This window comes from Streptomyces sp. NPDC004667, from assembly GCF_040609475.1.
In the GTDB taxonomy this organism is placed as follows: Bacteria; Actinomycetota; Actinomycetes; order Streptomycetales; family Streptomycetaceae; genus Streptomyces.
In genome coordinates, this window is the sequence record NZ_JBEXKC010000020.1 from 92,290 (window position 1) to 111,112 (window position 18,823).

General features: G+C 70.7%; 15 protein-coding genes and 3 pseudogenes. 8 read left to right on the forward strand and 10 right to left on the reverse strand.

Features of this window, described 5'->3' with window-relative positions; all coding sequences use genetic code 11:
• Window positions 1-138: 138 nt before the first annotated feature.
• Window positions 139-1,101, reverse strand: coding sequence for a hypothetical protein (locus ABZW32_RS14410; RefSeq protein WP_356215318.1), 963 nt, complete (start codon window positions 1,099-1,101; stop codon window positions 139-141).
• A gap of 215 nt (window positions 1,102-1,316) precedes the next feature.
• Window positions 1,317-1,877: a hypothetical protein gene (locus ABZW32_RS14415; RefSeq protein WP_356215320.1), complete on the reverse strand. Its 561-nt coding sequence runs from the start codon at window positions 1,875-1,877 to the stop codon at window positions 1,317-1,319.
• A gap of 270 nt (window positions 1,878-2,147) precedes the next feature.
• Between ABZW32_RS14415 and ABZW32_RS14420 the strand changes: the two genes are divergently transcribed.
• Window positions 2,148-4,085 carry an amino acid transporter gene (locus tag ABZW32_RS14420; RefSeq protein WP_356215322.1) on the forward strand — a complete coding sequence of 646 codons (1,938 nt, stop codon included), beginning with the start codon at window positions 2,148-2,150 and terminating at the stop codon, window positions 4,083-4,085.
• Between the two features lie 369 nt (window positions 4,086-4,454).
• Here the strand turns inward: ABZW32_RS14420 and xdhC are convergent.
• The 5 genes and pseudogenes from xdhC to ABZW32_RS14445 form a co-directional block, all read right to left on the reverse strand.
• Window positions 4,455-5,255: pseudogene (gene xdhC, locus ABZW32_RS14425) on the reverse strand (xanthine dehydrogenase accessory protein XdhC); the annotation flags it as partial.
• 1 nt (window position 5,256) lies between these two features.
• A complete protein-coding gene (gene xdhB, locus ABZW32_RS14430; RefSeq protein ID WP_356215324.1) occupies window positions 5,257-7,656 on the reverse strand; it encodes a xanthine dehydrogenase molybdopterin binding subunit in 2,400 nt (799 codons plus the stop codon).
• Complete coding sequence (locus ABZW32_RS14435) at window positions 7,653-9,122, reverse strand: FAD binding domain-containing protein (RefSeq protein WP_356215326.1); 1,470 nt, start codon at window positions 9,120-9,122, stop codon at window positions 7,653-7,655. The genes xdhB and ABZW32_RS14435 overlap by 4 nt, the downstream gene beginning before the upstream one ends.
• 470 nt (window positions 9,123-9,592) lie before the next feature.
• Window positions 9,593-11,023: a DUF2252 domain-containing protein gene (locus ABZW32_RS14440; protein ID WP_356215328.1), complete on the reverse strand. Its 1,431-nt coding sequence runs from the start codon at window positions 11,021-11,023 to the stop codon at window positions 9,593-9,595.
• A gap of 125 nt (window positions 11,024-11,148) precedes the next feature.
• Complete coding sequence (locus ABZW32_RS14445) at window positions 11,149-11,487, reverse strand: carboxymuconolactone decarboxylase family protein (RefSeq protein ID WP_356215330.1); 339 nt, start codon at window positions 11,485-11,487, stop codon at window positions 11,149-11,151.
• Window positions 11,488-11,779: 292 nt separating this feature from the next.
• On the opposite strand from ABZW32_RS14445, the gene ABZW32_RS14450 reads away from it, so the two are divergent.
• From ABZW32_RS14450 to ABZW32_RS14460, 3 genes are all read left to right on the forward strand, one after another.
• Window positions 11,780-12,613, forward strand: a complete 834-nt coding sequence (locus ABZW32_RS14450; protein ID WP_356215332.1) for a class II glutamine amidotransferase — start codon at window positions 11,780-11,782, stop codon at window positions 12,611-12,613.
• A 42-nt stretch (window positions 12,614-12,655) separates the two neighbouring features.
• Window positions 12,656-13,384 (forward strand): GAP family protein, encoded by a 729-nt coding sequence (locus ABZW32_RS14455; RefSeq protein WP_356215334.1) that lies wholly within the window; start codon window positions 12,656-12,658, stop codon window positions 13,382-13,384.
• A gap of 131 nt (window positions 13,385-13,515) precedes the next feature.
• Window positions 13,516-13,971 (forward strand): DUF6325 family protein, encoded by a 456-nt coding sequence (locus ABZW32_RS14460; protein WP_356215336.1) that lies wholly within the window; start codon window positions 13,516-13,518, stop codon window positions 13,969-13,971.
• A gap of 101 nt (window positions 13,972-14,072) precedes the next feature.
• Here the strand turns inward: ABZW32_RS14460 and ABZW32_RS14465 are convergent, their stop codons facing one another.
• The gene (locus ABZW32_RS14465) at window positions 14,073-14,378 is read right to left on the reverse strand and encodes an SHOCT domain-containing protein (protein WP_356215338.1); all 306 of its coding nucleotides are present in this window, start codon (window positions 14,376-14,378) and stop codon (window positions 14,073-14,075) included.
• Between the two features lie 280 nt (window positions 14,379-14,658).
• Between ABZW32_RS14465 and ABZW32_RS14470 the strand changes: the two genes are divergently transcribed.
• A complete protein-coding gene (locus ABZW32_RS14470) occupies window positions 14,659-14,934 on the forward strand; it encodes an isoamylase early set domain-containing protein (RefSeq protein ID WP_356215340.1) in 276 nt (91 codons plus the stop codon).
• A 30-nt stretch (window positions 14,935-14,964) separates the two neighbouring features.
• Here ABZW32_RS14470 and ABZW32_RS14475 read toward each other — a convergent pair whose 3' ends face one another.
• Entirely contained in the window at window positions 14,965-16,059 is a 1,095-nt protein-coding gene (locus tag ABZW32_RS14475; protein WP_356215342.1) for a glutamate--cysteine ligase, read from the reverse strand.
• On the opposite strand from ABZW32_RS14475, the gene ABZW32_RS14480 reads away from it, so the two are divergent.
• The 3 genes and pseudogenes from ABZW32_RS14480 to ABZW32_RS14490 form a co-directional block, all read left to right on the forward strand.
• Window positions 16,058-16,627, forward strand: a complete 570-nt coding sequence (locus ABZW32_RS14480) for a hypothetical protein (RefSeq protein WP_356215344.1) — start codon at window positions 16,058-16,060, stop codon at window positions 16,625-16,627. The genes ABZW32_RS14475 and ABZW32_RS14480 overlap by 2 nt on opposite strands.
• 93 nt (window positions 16,628-16,720) lie before the next feature.
• Window positions 16,721-17,290 (forward strand): annotated as a pseudogene (locus ABZW32_RS14485) (paraslipin); the annotation flags it as partial.
• A 120-nt stretch (window positions 17,291-17,410) separates the two neighbouring features.
• Window positions 17,411-18,208 (forward strand): annotated as a pseudogene (locus ABZW32_RS14490) (serine/threonine-protein kinase); the annotation flags it as partial.
• A 134-nt stretch (window positions 18,209-18,342) separates the two neighbouring features.
• Here ABZW32_RS14490 and tnpA read toward each other — a convergent pair.
• The gene (gene tnpA / locus ABZW32_RS14495; protein WP_356215360.1) at window positions 18,343-18,771 is read right to left on the reverse strand and encodes an IS200/IS605 family transposase; all 429 of its coding nucleotides are present in this window, start codon (window positions 18,769-18,771) and stop codon (window positions 18,343-18,345) included.
• Between the last annotated feature and the right edge of the window lie 52 nt (window positions 18,772-18,823).

The following is an 18,823-nucleotide window of genomic DNA, read 5'->3' on the forward strand; positions in this document are numbered from 1 at the left end:
TTCACTGCTTCACACCAGACCCGGGCGGGAGCCGGTTCCTGTTCCTGCTCCTGTTCCTGCTCCTGTTTCTGTTCCGGCTCCCGGCTCCCGGCTCCCGGCTCCCGGCCCCGGCCCCGGCCCCGGCCCCGGCCCGTCATGTCATGCGCAGGTGACGGTCACCCGGCCACTGCCGCCGTTGCTGGCGAAGCCGATCGTGAACCGGCCGTCGGCGGGCGGCAGTTCGGTCCGGCCGCCCAGCGTGATCACCTGAGAGGCGTCGCCGGCGAGGGACCCGCCGTCCTCGCTGACGGTGACCCCGGCGGGCAGCTGCCCGACCGACCAGATCAGGCTGCCGCCACCGCTGTTGCGGATCACCAGGGTGTGGGGCCACTCTCCGTTCGCGCAGTACTCCTGGACTCCGGTCGGACGCAGCGACAGGACCGGTGCGGCGGCCGGGGCGGGTGCGCCGGACTGCTTCGGCGGCTGCGACGTTCGGGCCGGCGAGGGGCTGTTGCCGCCGCGGGCGGGCGGGTTGGAGGCGTCGGCCGTCGGTGTGCCCGCCTTCGTGGCGGGGGCACCCGGACCGGTGGCGGGCGCAGGGCTGTCGCTGTCGCTGTCGCTGTCGGGGGAGGTCGTGGGGGCGGTGGTGGCGCCGGGCGCCCCGGCCGAGGCGGCACCGGAGGGCGTGGCCACCGCCTGGGGCCGGAGGACGGCCGGGTCGTGGCCGAGCCGCTGCCCCACGAAGACCCCGCCCGCGGCGACCACCAGGACACCGCCGATGATCAGCGCCATCGTCTTCATCTTCTTCTTCTTGGCCCGCTTCTGACGCGCCTTCTCGTCCGGGTGCTCGGTACGCCCGCCCTGGACGATGATGCCCTTGCCGACCGAACGGGGGTCGTCCTGCTTGGGCCCGATGGCCCGGGGGTCGTCCTGCTTCGGGCCGATGGCCCGCGCGGGGTCGTGCGAGCCTGAAGCCGTGCGGCCTCCCTGGACGATGATGCCGTCCCCGCCCGGGGTCGGGTCTGTGAACCCTCCGCCGACGTCCGGGGTGGTCCCGTGGGACGGGACCGACGCGTCGTTCTCCGGACGAGGTACGTCCGGTCCACCTCTGCCGTCGCTCATGTCGCGAAACCCCCTGGGGTCGCATGCTGGCCGGTCGGAACAGGGCCCCGCCGCCGCGGACATGGAAGACCGTGACGAGGGGCTGTTCCCACTGAGCCAGTTCTCGGCCACCGGGTCCATCCCCGCGACGTGACGGCGACGTCCCGATCCCGTACCGGAGCGCCGGGAGCCGGGCGGGACCGGCCTGCGCAAGGCGGGCCGGGCCCGTCGGGGAGTCACCCCAGTCCGGAAACCCGGAAGACCGCACGGGCCGTCTCGCCGTCGATGCGTTCCGTCAGCCGCCGCAGGGCGGTCGCGCCGCACCGCAGGGTCCCGCGCCCGGCCGAAGTGCGGGCGTCCGTGTCGAGGCGGTGCCACATCGCCGGATTGCGGACGAGGACCATCGGGTCGATCTCGGCCCGGCTCCCGTCCGTGTCGCGCAGGATCATCCGCTGGGCCACCCCGTCGGGCCAGCGGACCGAGACGAGCGAGTCGGTGCGGACCGTGTCCGTCACGAGCAGCCCGCGGACGCTCAGCAGTCCGGGGCGTACGCAGACCCGGGGTGGGCGCATGATCGCGAAGACGAGGCCGCCCAGCCCGGCCCACAGGGCGCCCCGTACCACGTCGAGCCTGCCGAAACCCGCGTCCATGGTGAGCAGGGCGCCGAAGAGCAGCAGTGCGACTGCCCATGCCGAGCGCCTCTCGCCGGCCCAGTGGACGTCGTGTGCGTAGGGGCCGGGACCCGCTGCTCCGGTGCCGTCCGAACCCTTCGTGACCTGCGTGAAACGTCGTTCCATGGGGTGAGGTTAGGGCGGTGCGAGCGCTCGGCACCGGGCCCTGACGCGTCGCTTACGGGACGGCTACACGATGTTGACGCGCCCCTGCCAGGCCCCGGCGGAGTGTCGCCCGCCATGGGGGGGGCACTGCTGCGGGCGCCGGGCCGCCATCCGCATTAAGAATGCGCCGATATCATCCTATTTGCATTGATAAGTGATCAGATTGCGTACGCTGGCCCAGCCGTCGGTGTCGATGGCTGACTCCCTGCCGTCCGACAGGAGCTCCCCACGATGGCCACTCCTGCCCGCTCCTCGCGCCTGCGCGCGTGGATGCTGGAAGGCCTGACCGCGCAGAGCGGTTCGCCCGCCGCCAAGGAGGCCGCGGCTCAGCCCCACGGGCGGCCGTGGTGGCGGGTCATGTGCCTGACCGGCCTGGACTACTTCTCCACCCTCGGCTACCAGCCCGGCATCGCCGCGCTCGCCGCCGGACTGCTCTCGCCGCTGGCCACCATCGTGCTCGTCCTGCTCACCCTCTTCGGCGCCCTGCCCGTCTACCGGCGGGTGGCCGAGGAGAGCCCGCACGGCGAGGGCTCCATCGCCATGCTGGAGAAGCTGCTGTCGTTCTGGAAGGGCAAGCTGTTCGTCCTGACCCTGCTCGGGTTCGCGGCGACCGACTTCCTGATCACCATCACCCTCTCGGCCGCCGACGCGACCGCGCACCTGGTGGAGAACCCGCACCTCACCAGCACCCTGCACGGCCACGAGGTGCCGATCACCCTGCTGATGATCGCGCTGCTGGGCGCGGTGTTCCTGAAGGGGTTCAGCGAGGCCATCGGGGTGGCCGTGGTGCTCGTCGCCCTCTACCTCGGGCTGAACGTGGTCGTCGTGGCGGTGGGCCTGGGGGAGGTGGTCAGCGAGCCGCACCTCATCCCCGACTGGACGGCCGCACTGACCGCGGAGCACGGGAACCCGCTCATGATGATCGGCATCGCCCTCATCGTGTTCCCGAAGCTCGCCCTCGGCCTGTCCGGTTTCGAGACCGGCGTCGCGGTCATGCCCCATGTCCACGGCGATCCCGGGGACACCGAGGAGCAGCCCGTCGGCCGGATCCGCGGCGCCAAGAAGCTGCTGACCACGGCCGCCGTGATCATGAGCGTCTTCCTCATCACCAGCAGTTTCATCACCACGCTGCTGATCCCGCCCGCCCAGTTCCAGCCGGGCGGCCAGGCCAACGGCCGCGCGCTCGCCTACCTCGCCCACGAGTACCTGGGCTCCGCCTTCGGCACCGTCTACGACGTCTCGACCATCCTGATCCTGTGGTTCGCGGGCGCCTCCGCGATGGCCGGCCTGCTGAACCTGATGCCGCGCTACCTGCCCCGCTACGGCATGGCGCCCCACTGGGCCCGCGCCCTGCGCCCGATGGTCATCGTCTTCACCCTCATCGCCTTCCTGGTGACCTGGATCTTCGACGCCGACGTCGACGCCCAGGGCGGCGCGTACGCCACCGGTGTCCTGGTGCTGATCACCTCGGCGGCCGTCGCGGTGACCATCGCGGCCCGCCGGGCGGGGGAACGCCGCTGGACGATCGGCTTCGGGATCATCTCCGCCGTCTTCGTCTACACCACCGCCGTCAACGTGGCCGAACGCCCGGACGGCGTGAAGATCGGCGCCTGCTTCATCGCGGGCATCATGGCCCTCTCGCTGCTCTCCCGCCTCGCCCGCGTCTTCGAGCTGCGCGTCACGCACCTGGAATTCGACGACATGGCGCAGCGGTTCATCCGCGACACCGCCAACCGCACGATCCGTTTCATCGCCAACGAGCCGGACAGCCGTGACGTCGCCGAGTACCGGCAGAAGAAGGAGCAGATCCGCGCGGACAATGACATCCCCGCAGCCGACGACGTCATGTTCGTCGAGGTCACGGTCCTGGACGCGTCCGAGTTCGAATCCGGCCTGAAGGTCCGCGGCGAGGTACTGCACGACCGCTACCGGGTCCTCACCCTGGAGAGCTCCAGCATCCCCAACGCGCTCGCCGCACTGCTGCTGCACGTCCGGGACGAGACCGGGCAGCGCCCGCACATCTACTTCGAGTGGACCGAGGGCAACCCGATGGCCAACTTCTTCCGCTTCTTCCTCTTCGGGCAGGGCGAGGTCGCCCCCGTCACCCGGGAGGTCATCCGCGAGGCCGAACCCGACCGCAGCCGCCGCCCCCACATCCACGCCGGCTGACGCCGGGAATCCGGAAGGGCCGGAGTCCCGACGCCGGCGGCGTCCGCAGGCCCGGTGTCACACGCGGCCGCGGGCAGGGCGCCGCTGGCGCGTGCGGACCTCCGGTTCGAGGTGCCGGAGGAACGGCGCCGTGTCCTCAAGGGCCGCAGCGGCCCGCTGATCCGCAGCGGCCCGCTGATCCGCGGCGGCCCGCTGGTCCGCCGTCGCAGCCCCGTCCGCCGCGCCGCCGAGCGCCGGAAGACCGGCCCGGGCCGCGAAGGACGGTGATGAGGGTGAAGATGGAGAGGACGGTACGGGCGAAGCCGCCGCCGTCTCCTGCCGCCCCTGCCCGCCCGGGGTCGCGTCGGTCTCCCGCACCGCCCGGAGACGTTCCGTCTCGAAGGTCATGAGCAGGTCCGCCGCGACGCTCACCGCGATCGTGGCGGGTTCCTTGCCGGTGATCGCGGTCAGTCCGATCGGGGTCTTGATCCTGTCGATGGTGGCGGCGTCGTGACCGCCCTCGGTGGACAGGCGCTGCCGGAACCGCGTCCATTTGGCGGACGAGCCGATCAGCCCGATCGAGCCGAGGCCGGGCGTACGCAGAGCGGCGTCGCACAGCGCGGCGTCCTCGGCGTGGTCGTGGGTCATGATCAGGACGTGGGTGCCGGGCGGCAGCTCCGCGAGCACCTCCTCCGGAAGGAGGGGCGTGTGGCGCACGTGGACCTGTGCCATCGCGTCCCCCAGCACGCCGAGCCGCTCGTCGGTGAGCATGTCGGAGCGGCTGTCGACCAGGTACAGATCGAGGTTCTGGCGGGCGAGGATGCGCGCCAGCTCCAGTCCGACGTGCCCGACGCCGAAGACCGCCACCGCCTGGACCACCGGAAGCGGTTCCAGCAGAACGGTCACGGCGCCGCCGCAGCACTGCACGCCGTGGGGGCCGGTGACCTTGTCGTTGAGGGCGAACTCCATCAGCTCCGGCTCCGGGTCGGGCGCGACGTTCAGCTCGCGCGCCCGGTCGATGGCGACGGCCTCGATGTTGCCGCCGCCGATCGAACCCCAGCTGTCGTTGAGTCCCACGACGAGTTTGGCACCGGCCCGGCGGGGCGCGTGGCCGCGCACGGTCGCGACGGTCACGAGCACGCCGGGTTCCCGGCGAGCCCGCAACCGCGCGACCGCGGCCACCCACGTCATGTCAGGCATTGCTCAAAACGCTTGCGTCGGCGGAGACCTCGCTGCCGTCGGGCGCGTGACCCTCGTGCAGCGCGCCGCCCTTGCGGGCCGCTTCGATCGCCCAGTACACCGCCTCCGGCGTCGCGGGAGCGCCGAGTTCCACGCTGGCACCGGCGGGCCCGAACTCCGCGGCGGCCTGCCGCAGGGCCTCGCGCACCGCGAACGCCAGCATCAGCGGAGGCTCGCCCACCGCCTTGGACCCGTAGACCGCGCCCTCCTCGGTGGCGTTCTCCATCAGCCGGACGTTGAACTCCTCGGGCATCTCCGAGAAGCTCGGCAGCTTGTAGGTGCTCGCCGCCTGGGTCAGCAGCCGGCCGCGGTTCGGGCCGTCACTGCTGTCCCAGCGCATGTCCTCCAGCGTGAGCCAGCCCGCGCCCTGCACGAAGCCGCCCTCGACCTGACCGATGTCGATCAGCGGGGAGAGGCTGTCGCCGACGTCGTGCACGATGTCCACGCGCCGCATCTTGTACTTGCCGGTGAAGCCGTCCACCTCGACCTCGCACGCGGCGACGCCGTAGGAGAAGTACTTGAACGGGGAGCCCTGGAAAGCCTTCGCGTCCCAGTGCAGACCCTCGGTCCGGTAGTAGCCCGACGCCGACAGCTGGACCCGCTGGAAGTACGCGGTGCGCACCAGGTCGTCCCAGGCCAGCTCCTTGTCGCTGCCGAGGATCCGTGCGACGCCCTCGACGATGCGCACGTCCGAGGCGTTCCCGCCCAGCTGGGTGCCGGCGACCTGCAGCAGCCGCCCGCGGATCTGCTCGCAGGCGTTCTTGATCGCGGCGCCGTTGAGGTCCGCGCCGGAGCTGGCCGCGGTGGCCGAGGTGTTGGGCACCTTGTCCGTGCGCGTCGGGGCGAGGCGCACCTTGTGCAGCGGGATGCCCAGCGTGGTCGCGGCCACCTGGATCATCTTGGTGTGCAGGCCCTGTCCCATCTCGGTGCCGCCGTGGTTGATCAGGACGGAGCCGTCCTTGTAGACCAGGACCAGCGCACCGGCCTGGTTGAAGGCGGTGAGGTTGAACGAGATGCCGAACTTGATCCCGGTGAGCGCGATCGCCCGCTTGGTGTGCGGGTGCGCGGCATTGAAGGCCGCGATCTCACGCTTGCGGTCGGCGACGGCCGCGTCGTCCTGGACCTGCCGCCAGATGGTGGAGATCCGCTCGGGCTGGGGCACCGGCTGGCCGTACGGCGTCGACTGCCCCTCCCGGTAGAAGTTGCGCTCGCGCAGCTCCATCGGGTCCAGGCCGAGCAGCGGCGCGCACCGGCCGAGGATGTCCTCCATCACCAGCATGCCCTGGGGGCCGCCGAAGCCGCGGAAGGCGGTGTTGGAGGTCTTGTTGGTCTTGGCGATGCGACCGGCGACGCGGGCGTTGGGGATCCAGTACGTGTTGTCGATGTGGCACAGCGCGCGGGCCACCACCGGCTCGGACAGGTCCAGGCTCCAGCCGCCGTCGCCGGTCAGCGTGGCGTCCAGGGCCTGGATGTGACCTTCGGCGTCGAAGCCGATCTTCCAGGTGGCATGGAAGCCGTGGCGCTTGCCGGACATCGTCAGGTCCTGGGTGCGGTTGAGCCGCACCCGCACCGGCCGCCCGGTCAGCTTCGCGCCGAGGGCAGCGATGGCCGCGAACCCGTGCGGCTGCATCTCCTTGCCGCCGAAGCCGCCGCCCATCCGCAGGCACTGCACGGTCACCTCGTGACTGTGCAGGCCGAGGACGTGCGCGACGATCTCCTGCGTCTCCGAGGGGTGCTGGGTGCTGCTCTGGATGAACAGCTGCCCGGCCTCGTCGACGTGGGCCAGCGCCGCGTGCGTCTCCAGGTAGAAGTGCTCCTGGTCGGAGAACTGGAACTCACCCGTGAACACGTGCGCGGAATCGGCGAAGCCTGCGTCGATGTCTCCGGCCACCATCAGCGGCCGGGCGCCGTGGAAGCTCTCGGCCGCGATCGCGTCCTGCAGCGTGATCAGGGAGGGCCGCTCGTCGAGCTCGACCTCGACGGCCGCCGCACCGAGCCGGGCCGCCTCCAGGGTCTCGCCGAGCACCCAGGCGACCGCGTGGCCGTGGAACATGACCGTGTCGGGGAACAGCGGCTCGTCGTGCTTGATGCCGGCGTCGTTGACACCGGGCACGTCCGCCCCGGTCAGCACGCGGACCACACCGGGTACCGCGAGCGCGGGCTCCGTGCGCAGCGCGGTGATCAGGCCGTGGGTCTTCATGACCTGGACCGGGTAGGCGTGCAGCACGTCCTTGGTGCGGTACACCAGGTCGTCCGTGTAGAGCGCGGTGCCCGTGACGTGCAGGGTGGCGCTCTCGTGCGGCATGGACACGCCGACGACGGGCTTCTCGGGGATCTCGGACAAATGGCTCACGACGACACCGCCTCGGTGGTTTCTGCGTACAGCTTCAGCAGGCTCTGGCCGAGCATCGCGGAGCGGTATCCGGCGCTGGCGCGGTGATCGCTCATCGGCGTGCCCTGGGCCTTCAGTACCTCGGCCGCGGCCTCGACGGTCTGCGCCGTCCACGGCAGGCCCTCCAGGAGGGCCTCGGTGGCGAGGGCGCGGATCGGGGTGGCGGCGACGCCGCCCAGGCCGATGCGCGCCTTGCGGACGATCCCGTCCTCGATGTCGAGGGCGAAGGCGACCGCCACGCTGGAGATGTCGTCGAAGCGCCGCTTGGCGATCTTGTGGAACGCCGTGACCGGCGACAGCGGCAGCGGGACGCGCACCGCGCGGATCAGCTCGCCGGGGCGGCGCACGCTCTGCCGGTAGCCGGTGAAGTAGTCCGCCAGCGGGACCTCGCGCTCGCCGTCGGCGTCGGCCAGTACCAGCGACGCCTCCAGAGCGAGCAGCACCGGCGGGCTGTCGCCGATGGGGGAACCGGTACCCAGGTTGCCGCCGAAGGTCGCGCTGTTGCGGATCAGCCGGGACGCGAACTGCGGGAACAGTTCCGCCAGCAGCGGGACGCTGCCGTCGAGGCGGCGCTCGATCTCGGTGAGCGTCAGTGCCGCTCCGATCTCGATGTGGTCGGATTCGACACGCAGCTCACGGAGCTCCGGGAGCCGGTCGACCGCGACCACGCACTCCGCACGCCGGGAGCGGATGTTCACCTCCACGCCCCAGTCGGTGCTTCCGGAGACCACGACCGCCTCGGGCCGGTCGCGCAGCAGCTGCGCGGCTTCGGCCAGGCTGCCCGGCCGCAGGAACACGCTGTCGTCCTGCTCGTACGCGGTGGCGGCGGGCTCCGGCGGGGCCTGGTCGCGGCGCTGCGCCAGGACGTCGTCCTCGGCGGGCGAGCCGACGGCGTACGCGGCGTCGCGGATCGGACGGTAACCGGTGCAGCGGCACAGGTTTCCGCTCAGGGAGTGCAGGTCGAAACCGTTCGGACCGTGTTCGGCGTCGGCCTCGGCGGTGTCGGACGATTCCGCGTGCGCGCAGCGGTCCGGCCGGTAGTACTCGGAGGCCATGCTGCAGATGAATCCCGGCGTGCAGTACCCGCACTGGGAGCCGCCGCGTACGGCCATCTCCTCCTGCACGGGGTGCAGAGCGGTCGGCGTGCCCGATTCGTCGACGGTGGCGAGGCCCTCGGAAGTGATGACCTCCTGACCGTCGAGCGACGCGACCGGGACCAGGCAGGCGTTGACCGCCACCCAGTCGGTGGGCTTCTTCACCCCGGGACGGGCCACCAGGATCGAACAGGCGCCGCATTCACCCTCGGCGCAGCCTTCCTTGGTTCCGGTCAGACCGCGATCGCGCAGGAAATCCAGCACCGTGGTGTGGGGTGCGGCCGGTGCGATGGGGGTTTCTTTTCCGTTGACGGTGATGCGCGCCGCTACCATGGCACGTCCCCATTTCGGCGCGCGATTGATCTGACTATCCTAGTCGCCATTTCATGAGCTTTCTATTTCAGTGGCGCAGCTCGAAAACCCGGAGCGCAGCAGAGCAGCACGCAATGACGTGCCGTAAAGGGTGAAAGAGGTGGAGAGATCCGGGGCCGCTATCGGGCACGCCGGGAGGGGGGCTGTTCAGCAGCCGTGTGCGACACGACCGGGAGCCCAGGCGATCTGGTGAGCCGGGCGAGGCGCTGCGGAGATGGTGGACATCCGACTTCGCCTCCTTCCAGTTGCTCACGAGTCGCTTCGCTTGAATTTACGACGCCGTAGGTTCATCGTCAAGCCTGACGTGGGTTGATTCCATGAAGGAAGACGACTTCCGGCCCCGGGTTTTCGTACGCGCAACCAGTCGTGTCCACCCCTGCTCCGTTGGTTGAATGTCTTCCCATCTCGGAGCGGATGGTGTATGCGTCCCCTCAGGCGGCCGGGATCTCCTCCGCCGGCAGCCGCCCCGTGCGCACCGCGTCGAGCAGTGCCCGGTGGTCGCGCTCGTTCTGGTCGGCGTAGGCCTCCGCGAACGTCACGAGGGCCCGGTCGAAGGCGTCGCCGCCCCCCAGGTAGGCGGCGATCGCGATCCGGTCGCCGGACCGGGCGTGCGCGCGTGCCAGGGTGAGGCCGCAGATGCCGCCGAAGGTCTCCAGCTGCAGGGGCGTCATCGTCTCCGGCATCGCGATGCCCTTCCAGTCGCGCAGCTGGCGCACGTAGAAGTCGCGGCGTCTGCCGTCGAACCCGTCGACCCGCTCCCAGCCGAGGAACATGTCGCTCGTGGCCTGCATCAGCCGCTGTCCCGCGACCACGCGCTCGCCCTGGTTGCGGTAGAGGCTGGCCCCGAGGTGTTCGGCGAGCACGGAGGTGCCTGCCTCCTTGGCCTGCAGGAACAAGGGGTCGCCGCCGTCCCGGCCGAGGAGCAGGAAGATCCAGCAGCGGGTGCCGACGCTGCCGACCCCGACCACCTTGCGGGCGACGTCCGCCAGCTGGTAGTCGGCCAGCAGATGGCGCCGGTCGGTCGGCAGCGTGATCCCGTACCGCTCGATGAGCCCCCTGAACTGGCGCTCCAGCGCGGCGCGTTCGGCGTCCGGCAGCAGGTCGGAGATCGGTACCAGCAGTGGGGGGTCGGCGGCGATCCTCGGCCGGCCGTCCACCACCCGCGTGAGCTTGTCGAAGACCTGGAGGGTGTCCCGGGACCGCGCCTTCGCCAGGGCGCGGTCCAGCTTCTGCCGGCTTTCCCTGTGGCGCGGGCCGGAGACGAGGTCCTTGAGGCGGGCATCGTCGATCTTCGTGTACCAGACGTCGAGGTTGCCCATGCCGGCGAACCGGATCATCGCCTCGCGGTACGAACGTACGGTGCCGCCCACGATGCGGGCGCGCTCGGCGTCCTCGAAGCCGTTGGCCCGCGCGGCGATGACGAAGCTCGCCGACAGGCGTTTGACGTCCCACTCCCAGGGGCCCGGCAGGGTCTCGTCGAAGTCGTTGATGTCGAACATCAGCCCCCGCTCCGGCGAGGCCAGCAGCCGGAAGTTCAGCAGGTGCGCGTCACCGCACAGCTGGGCGGTGATTCCCGAGTCGGGGGTGCCGGCCAGGTCGGAGGCCATGATCGCGGCGGCGCCCCGGTAGAACCGGAACGGGGACTCGGTCATCCGGCCGTAGCGGATCGGCACCAGTTCCGGGACCCGCGTCGCGGACTGTGCCTCCAGGATCGTGAGCGGATCCGGTCTGTCCGGAGCGGGCTCGTACGCCGCGTGTCCCGACCGCGGTGAGCGCCGCCGGGCCTCCTTGCCGAGTGCCGCGCGTTCCTCGGCGGTCGCGTGAAGTGACGCGCGCATCGCCGTGGTCGCCTGCTGGGACATCCGAGGCCCTCCTGTCCGGCCCTGCGGCCGTCGAGTCGCGCGGGGCGCGGCGGCCGGGGCGGCGCCGTGGCCCCTCTCCGCGCCGACGCCCCCGCTCCGTCACCGGTGCGGGGGCGCGGCTGCTCTCAGCGCTTGCTCTCCACCTCGGCCTCGGCCGCGGCGTCCGCGACGGCGATGGCTACGCCGAAGGCGGAGGTGAGGTTGCCCGCCGCCGTCATGACGCGGGCCGTTCCCACGATCGGGGCGATCGCGACCAGGACGTCCTGCAGCTGCTCGGCGGTCACGCCCGACCTGATGGCGGGGTCGATGTGGGCCAGGTAGGAGATCGGCGGAGCGTCCGAGGCGGCGAGGGCCGCGATGCGCGTGAGGATGAGCATGTCCGGGGACATCCCGCACCGTTCGAGCGAGTCGATCGTCATGGCGGCGAGGGTGTCCAGGACCGGGGTTTCTGATGCAGTGGCCATTCCGGGTGCCTTCCCGTGTGCCCCCGACGCCGAGCCTGGGAGGGCTGGTTGCGGGAGCATCGGGCATCCCGCGAGCGCCGGGCCTGCATCAACCGTAGGTCCGTCCGGGGTACCCCGCACGGCAACCCGTACGACCGCGGCGGAAGGCGCAAGGGCGGCGGAGCCCGGGACGCCCGGCGTCGCGTGGCGCTCCCGCAGGAGGCACCCCAGAATGGGATGGCCGCACATCCGGGGGGCGAGCGGGAAGACGTATCCGCTTCCCGCGATGCCGTAGGGACGCAGGTGATGACACATGTGCCGATGGCTCGCGTACTCGGGAACGCCCATGCTGCTCGACACCATCCTCTACAAACCGGCCCACTCGCTGATCGACCAGAGCCTGCACTCCAAGCTCGGTGTGGAGACCACGAACGGTGACGGGTTCGGAGTCGGCTGGTACGCGGAGGACAACCCCACTCCGGCGCTCCTCAGGGACGTCGGTCCCGCCTGGAACAACCGCAACCTGCGGGAGATGGCGGACCACGTCCGCTCCCACCTCTTCTTCGCCCACATCCGGGCGTCGACCGGGACGGCCGTGCAGCAGTCGAACTGCCACCCGTTCCGCAACGGCCGCTGGATGTTCATGCACAACGGCGCCATCAACGGCTTCCACCTCATGCGCCGCGACCTCACGATGCTCGTCGACCCCGCGCTGTACGCCGACATCGGGGGAACCACGGACTCCGAGACGATGTTCTACCTCGCCCTCACCTTCGGCCTCGACCAGGACCCGCCCACCGCCATCGCCCGGATGGCCGGCGTCGTGGAACGCGCCGGACACGACCACGGGGTGGAGTTCCCCCTCCAGATGACGGTCGCCGTCACCGACGGCGAGAGCGTGTGGGCCTTCCGCTACTCCAGCCAGCACGAATCCCGGTCCCTGTTCTACAGCAGCCGGGTGGACGCGCTGCGCCGGCTGCACCCCGACGTCGCCTTCCTCCAGGAGGTCTCCGACGAGACCCGCCTCATCGTCTCCGAGCCCCTCGGGGACCTGCCCGGCGCCTGGCACGAGGTGCCGGAGAGCAGTTACGGCATCGTGCGGTCCGGAGCGGACGGGCTGTTCCCCTTCACCCCGGTGCCCGCCTGACCGGGCCGGGGCCGGGGCCCTCCCTTCCCGAGAGCCGCTGCCATGGTGCTCGACCTGCTCCTCATCGGCTTGGCCGTGACGCTGTTCCCGCTGCCCATCATGGCCTTCGTGCTGGTGGTGTCCGGGTCCCGCGGCGTGCGCAACGGCCTGGCGTTCATCTTCGCCTGGCTGGCCTGCCTGGTGACCGTGATGGCGCTGGTCCTGCTCCTCACCGGTGGCCAGCCGCCGCCACCGCGCTCGCCCCCGTCGATCGGAGCGCTCGTGGCCACGCTGGTCATCGGGCTGGGCCTGGTCGTGTACAGCCAACACCGCAGGCGCCTGAGCCGCCGCCGCAGGGCGGCCGGCCCGGAGCCGGCCGCGCGGGAGGGGGCCGCGGGGGCCGCGCAGGAGGGGGACGCAGCTTCCGCCGCCACCCCCGATTCGTCCGTGACCTCCAGGATGGACGAGGCCACCGGATGGTCCGCCGCGGGCCTCGCCGTGCTCCTCCAGCCCTGGGGGATGGTCAGCGCCGCCGCCGCCACCGTCGTGCAGGCCGACCTCTCCCACGCCCAGTCCTTCCTGGCCCTCATGGCCTTCTGCGTCCTGGCCACCTCGACCCTGCTGGCCATGGAGCTGTACATGGTGTTCTCACCCCGGAAGGCCCAAAGCGTCCTGCTGGGCCTGCGCGGGTGGCTGGAGCGCCACAAGGACCCGGCGATCGTCGTCACCTGCCTCCTCCTGGGGCTGTGGCTCGTCGCCAGGAGCCTCTACCAGCTCACCGGAACGGGCTGATCCGAGCCCCGCACGCCCTGCGCGGCGGTCACGGCGCGGAGGTGCGGCGCCGCACGGCGGGTGCTGCAATGAGAACAGGATCATGTCCGGGCATCGCTGCGTTTCCCCGCCCGACGAAGCCAGGAGCGTTCATGAACGACGACATCGAAGACATGGGCCCCGTCGACTACCTGGTCGTCGAGTTCCCCGGAACCCGGTTGACGGGCGAGGCGTTCCCCTTGCTGATCGACCTGGTGGACAAGGGCCTCGTTCGCATCCTCGACCTCCGCTTCGTGCAGAAGGATGCCGACGGAACCGTCACCGCCCTCGAAATCGAGGGCCTCGACCAGGACGACGCGGGCTCCATGAGCCTGTCCGTCTTCGACGGCGCGTCATCCGATCTGCTCGACCAGGACGACCTCGACGAAGCCGGCCACGCACTCCAGCCGGGCAACGCGGCCGCGATCCTGGTCTACGAGAACCGGTGGGCCGCACCCTTCGCCCGGGCCCTGCGGCGCGCCGGCGCGCAGATGGTGGCGAGCGGCCGCATTCCCGTGCAGGCCATCCTCGCCTCCCTCGACGCGGAGGAAGCGGGAGAAGGCGGGTAGCCGAGCAGCGGTCCGTCGACGCAGGTGCCCGCCGGTGGAGGAAACGTCCCTCCACCGGCGGGCACCTGTTCTGCCGTCCGGCTCCCGGACGGCAGAACCGTTCAGCCGCCCAGGAGCTTGCTCTTCTGCTGCGCGAACTCCTCTTCGCTCAGGAGCCCCTGCTCCTTCAGTGCTCCGAGTTCCTTGAGCTGGTCGATCCTGCTGCTCATGTCATCCGCCATCGTCGGAGCCGGAGGGGGCGGAGGGGGAGGGGCAGCCGGAGCGGGGGCGGGCGCGGCGGCCTGCTGCTGTTGGGCTTCCTGCTCGGCCCACCGGCCGCCCTGCCGACGCGAAACGCGGTTGGAGACCGCCGTCGCCGTACCGGCGACCACCGCGGTCCGCGCGATTCCTCGAAGAAGACCAGGCACGTCGTTCTCCCTTGCTGACGGGGCCCGCCCGGCGGTCCGGGCGTCGGCCCTCCACTTCCCTCCAGCATGGCACCTGCGACCGGGGCACGCCGCGCCACGGCCGCCCGCCCGGCCCGCTCACCGCCGCGCGCGCCGGACCACGGGGCCCGGACGCCGTTCCGCGGTGGAGCGCCGGGCGGGTGAAGGCGGCGCGGCGCCACGGCCGCGTCCGCGCGCCGGGCACCGTCGGCGGTCCGAGCATGGGCAGACACAGCAGCCCTGCCGTCAGGAGCCCCTCCCCGTGCTCGAACGCAAGCAGTGCAAGGACCGCACCGAGGTCACCTTCGTCCTGCCCGCCAACACCCCGCCCGGCCCCGTCAGCGTGGTCGGCGACTTCAACGACTGGAAGCCCGGCACCCACACCCTGGCCCCGCGGCGCGACGGCATGCGCGCCGTCACCGTCGCCCTGCCGGGGAAGAGCGTGCACTCCTTCCGCTACCTGGCCGCGGGCGACTACTGGTTCAACGACGAGAGCGCCGACGACCACGACGGGACCAACAGCCGTCTGCGCACGTGACGGCCGCTCGATCCGCGCCCCGGCCGACGCTCACGCGGTGGACTCGTCGGCGGTGATCAGGGCCGCCAGCGCAGGCAGGCCGGCCTCGGCCAGCGCCCGGCGCTGGCGGTCGGCCGCCGTGCCCCGCTGGAGCAGCCGGTGGAGGAGCGAGCTCACCTCGCGGTAGTCACCGCTCTCCTCGAGAGCGGGGGCGATGTGGCCCAGCAGCATGCACAGCACGTCGCCGCTGCTGCGCAGCCGACCCTGCGGGTCCATCAGCGTGCCGGCCATCCCGTGCCGGGCCGCGTGCCACGTCGCGGCCTGCAGCAGCTCGGCCCGGCACAGCGCCGGAGCGGCCCCCGCCTTCTCCTCGGCGATCGCGGTGGCGGCGAGCGCGCGCACCACCCCGGCGAGCATCACCGCGTCGTCGGCCTCCAGCTGCACGTCGCAGCAGCGCACCTCTACGGTCGGATACCGCTCCGAGAGCCGGGCGTGCCAGTACAGCTGGCCCCGGTCGGGGACCAGGCCCGATTCCAGCAGCGCGTCGGCCCGTGCCTCGTAGTCCGCGAGTCCCGCGAAGTACGGTGCCGGGCCGCTGACCGGCCAGCGGCCGAAGATGATCGTGCGCCAGCTGGCGAAGCCGGTGTCCCGGCCGTCCCACAGGGGCCCGTTGGCGGAGAGCGCCAGCAGCGTGGGGAGCCAGACGCGCAACCGGTTCAGGACGGCCACGCCGGTCTCCCGGTCGGGCATCCCCACGTGGACGTGCATCCCGCAGATCAGCTGCTCGTCGACCAGCAGCCGGGCCTCTCCCCGCATCTTCAGATACCTCGCCGTGCCCGTGATCGGCACGGGGAGGGCGCCCTTGACCGGCGCGGTGGCCGAGATCGCGACGCGGCAGCCGTTCGACTGCGCGGCGGAGGCGACCGCGTGCCGCAGCCTCAGGAGGTGACCACCCACCTCCTCCAGGGCCGTGCACACGGGGGTGGCGACCTCGATCTGCGCCTGGAGCAGTTCGTCCTGGACCTCCCGCTCGTCCGCGATCGGTGCCAGCCGGGCCGTGGCGCGCACGTCCTGCACGAGCGGAGCGGGCAGGAGCGTATGCGGGTCGACCAGCAGGTACTCCTCCTCGACCCCAACAGTGATCATGCCGGGTGCCTACCCCGAACCCGCCGCGATCACCCAGCTAAAGGACTATTTCGGCGCAATGGTGCACAAACCGCCAGTCCGTGTGGCGGTCCGGCGCGGCACGGCGCGGACGGGCGCGGCACGGCAGGGAGCGGTGAGGGCGGGATCGGGCGGCGGTCCGGTGTCGGGGTGTGACCCCGATACGCCGGAAACCCGCCACGGGATGATCTCGAAGCGTGGAGCGCGCATCCGCGCCCGTCACTCGTTGGGCTCAGCAGCAGCGGTGGCAGGCCAGCGGCATCGAGCAGACCGGCACCGCCGGCCCGACCCCACCCAGCGCGACCGGCTCGTCGAGATCCGCGAAACCCTTCTCGCCCGGATCGCCGAGGCCGAGCGGGAGGGCTGGCGTGGCGAGGTTGAAGGTCTCCAAGTGAGCCTCGCTGGCGCTGAGGACAAACTCGCGCAACTCGACGCCGAGCCGGCCCGCCACACCGCTGCGGTCGACCTCGGTATGCCCACCTTCACGCAGATCGCCGCCCGCACCATCGACAGTCAGCCCGTCCGGTGCGCCATGCGCCCCCGTCAGTGAACACAAGCCCACTCATGAGATAGATCTGGAAGACTCCTGCGCGGCACGATCTGACGTCAGCGCAGGGAAACCAGAGGGGCGGGGGGAGCCACCGTGGAACCGATCATCATTGTCCTGATCATTCTGGTGGTGTTTGTTTTCATAGTCTTGGTCAAGACGATTCATGTCATTCCGGAGGCCAGCACCGCAATCGTGGAACGCTTCGGGCGCTACACTCGCACCCTCAATGCCGGCCTGAACATCGTCGTCCCGCTCATCGACACCATCCGCATCCGGCTCGACCTGCGTGAACAGGTCCTTACGATTCCGCCGCAACAGGTGATCACGCAGGACAACCTGGTCGTTGATATCGACACTGTCATCTCCTACCAGGTGACCGACGCGAGGGCCGCCACCTACGAAGTCACAAACTTCATCCAGGCAATCGAGGAACTCAGTGTCACCAGGTTGCGCAGCATCGTCGCCCGCATGGACCTGGAACGGACCCTGACCTCCCGCGGGGAGATCACCGCGACCCTGCGCGGCGTTCTCGACGAGACCACCACACGCTGGGGCATCCGCGTCCACCGCGTCGACATCAAGTTGATCGCACCGCCCACCCCGATTCAGGCTTCGATGGAGAAGCAGAAGCGCACCGACCGGGACAAGCGTGCCGCCAGCCTCGTCGGCGGGAGCAGAGCGACGCGGAGCACACCACAGTCGTCCGTCCAGACCGGCTCCGCCCCCGGACACCAGCCGCTGCGGCAGGACGATCCTCGCCGTATCGGCCGCTACCACCTGACGGCTCTGCTGGGCCAAGGGGGGATGGGCACGGTCTATCTCGGCCGGTCTCCGGGGCAGCGCCTGGTCGCGGTCAAAGTCATCCGGCCGGAATTCGCTGCGGACCCAACGTTCCGGGAGCGATTCACCCGCGAGATCGAAGCCGCACGCCGTGTCGGCGGATTCCACACCGCGCCGGTGGTCGACGCTGACGCCCACGGCAACCCGCTCTGGCTAGCCACCGAGTACATCCCCGGCCCGTCACTGCACGACGTCCTCGGGCAGCAGGGTGCTCTGCCCACAAGAACCCTGCATACTCTCGCCCTCGGCGTCGCCGAAGCGCTCGAGCGCATCCATGCCTGCGGCATCATCCACCGTGACCTCAAACCCAGCAACATCATTATCTCCAGCTCAGGTCCCCGCATCATCGACTTCGGCATCGCCCGAGCCCTCGACAGCACCGCACTCACCCGTACCGACTACGTCGTCGGCACGCCTGGGTTTCTCGCTCCGGAACAGCTCACCGGCGCACCGATCACGCATGCCACGGACGTCTACGCCTTTGGCATGGTGCTGTGCCACGCCGCGGGAGCCATGCCGCTCACGGACGGTGAATCCCTGGAGGCCGCCCTCAGCCTGTTGCCATCTCGATTCGTCGGCACCATCACCCGGTGCCTCGACCATGACCCCAACGGGCGCCCGACGCCCACCGAGGTACTCGAACAGCTCTCCCAGAACGACTCATCGTCCGAGGACTGGCTGCCGCCTCCCGTACGCACGATGGTCGACCTGTACAACGCCCCTAATGCCTCAGCACCTTGAGCCCCGTATGCGGCGCGACCTCTGCAGTTCAGCCTGGTCTTGCGAGGAACCCCGGGCCTTCAGGCCCGGGAGGAATCGCATCCTTGACCCGGAGGCGCGGAGCGCCGGAGTTCTCCTCGCCTCCGGGGTGACGGTCAGTCGGGTCGCTTCTGGTTCTCGATGTACTCCTTGATGATGCCGAGCGGCGCGCCGCCGCAGGACGAGGCGAAGTACGAGGGCGACCAGAAGTGGGCGCCCCACAGGTGCTTGCGGATGTGCTCGGGGAACTCCTGACGGAGCCGGCGCGCGGATACTCCTTTGAGTGAACCGACCAGTCGCGACAGGGCGTCCTTCGGCGGGTAGTGAACGAGCAGGTGCACGTGGTCGCGTTCGCCGTTGAACTCGACCAACTTGGTTTCGAAGTCCGCGCATACGGCGCGCATGACCTCCTCGCAGCGCTCAAGGATCTCGTCGGTGAAGGGTCCACGCCGATACTTGGGCGTGAAGACCAAGTGAGCATGGAGGGCGTAGACGACGCTACGACCCCCGCGGATATTGGGGTTTGGCTCCCATCGAGGTGACATAGACCAATGCTGCGATTGTGACGATGAAAATCGTGACGCAGGTGAAGCTGAT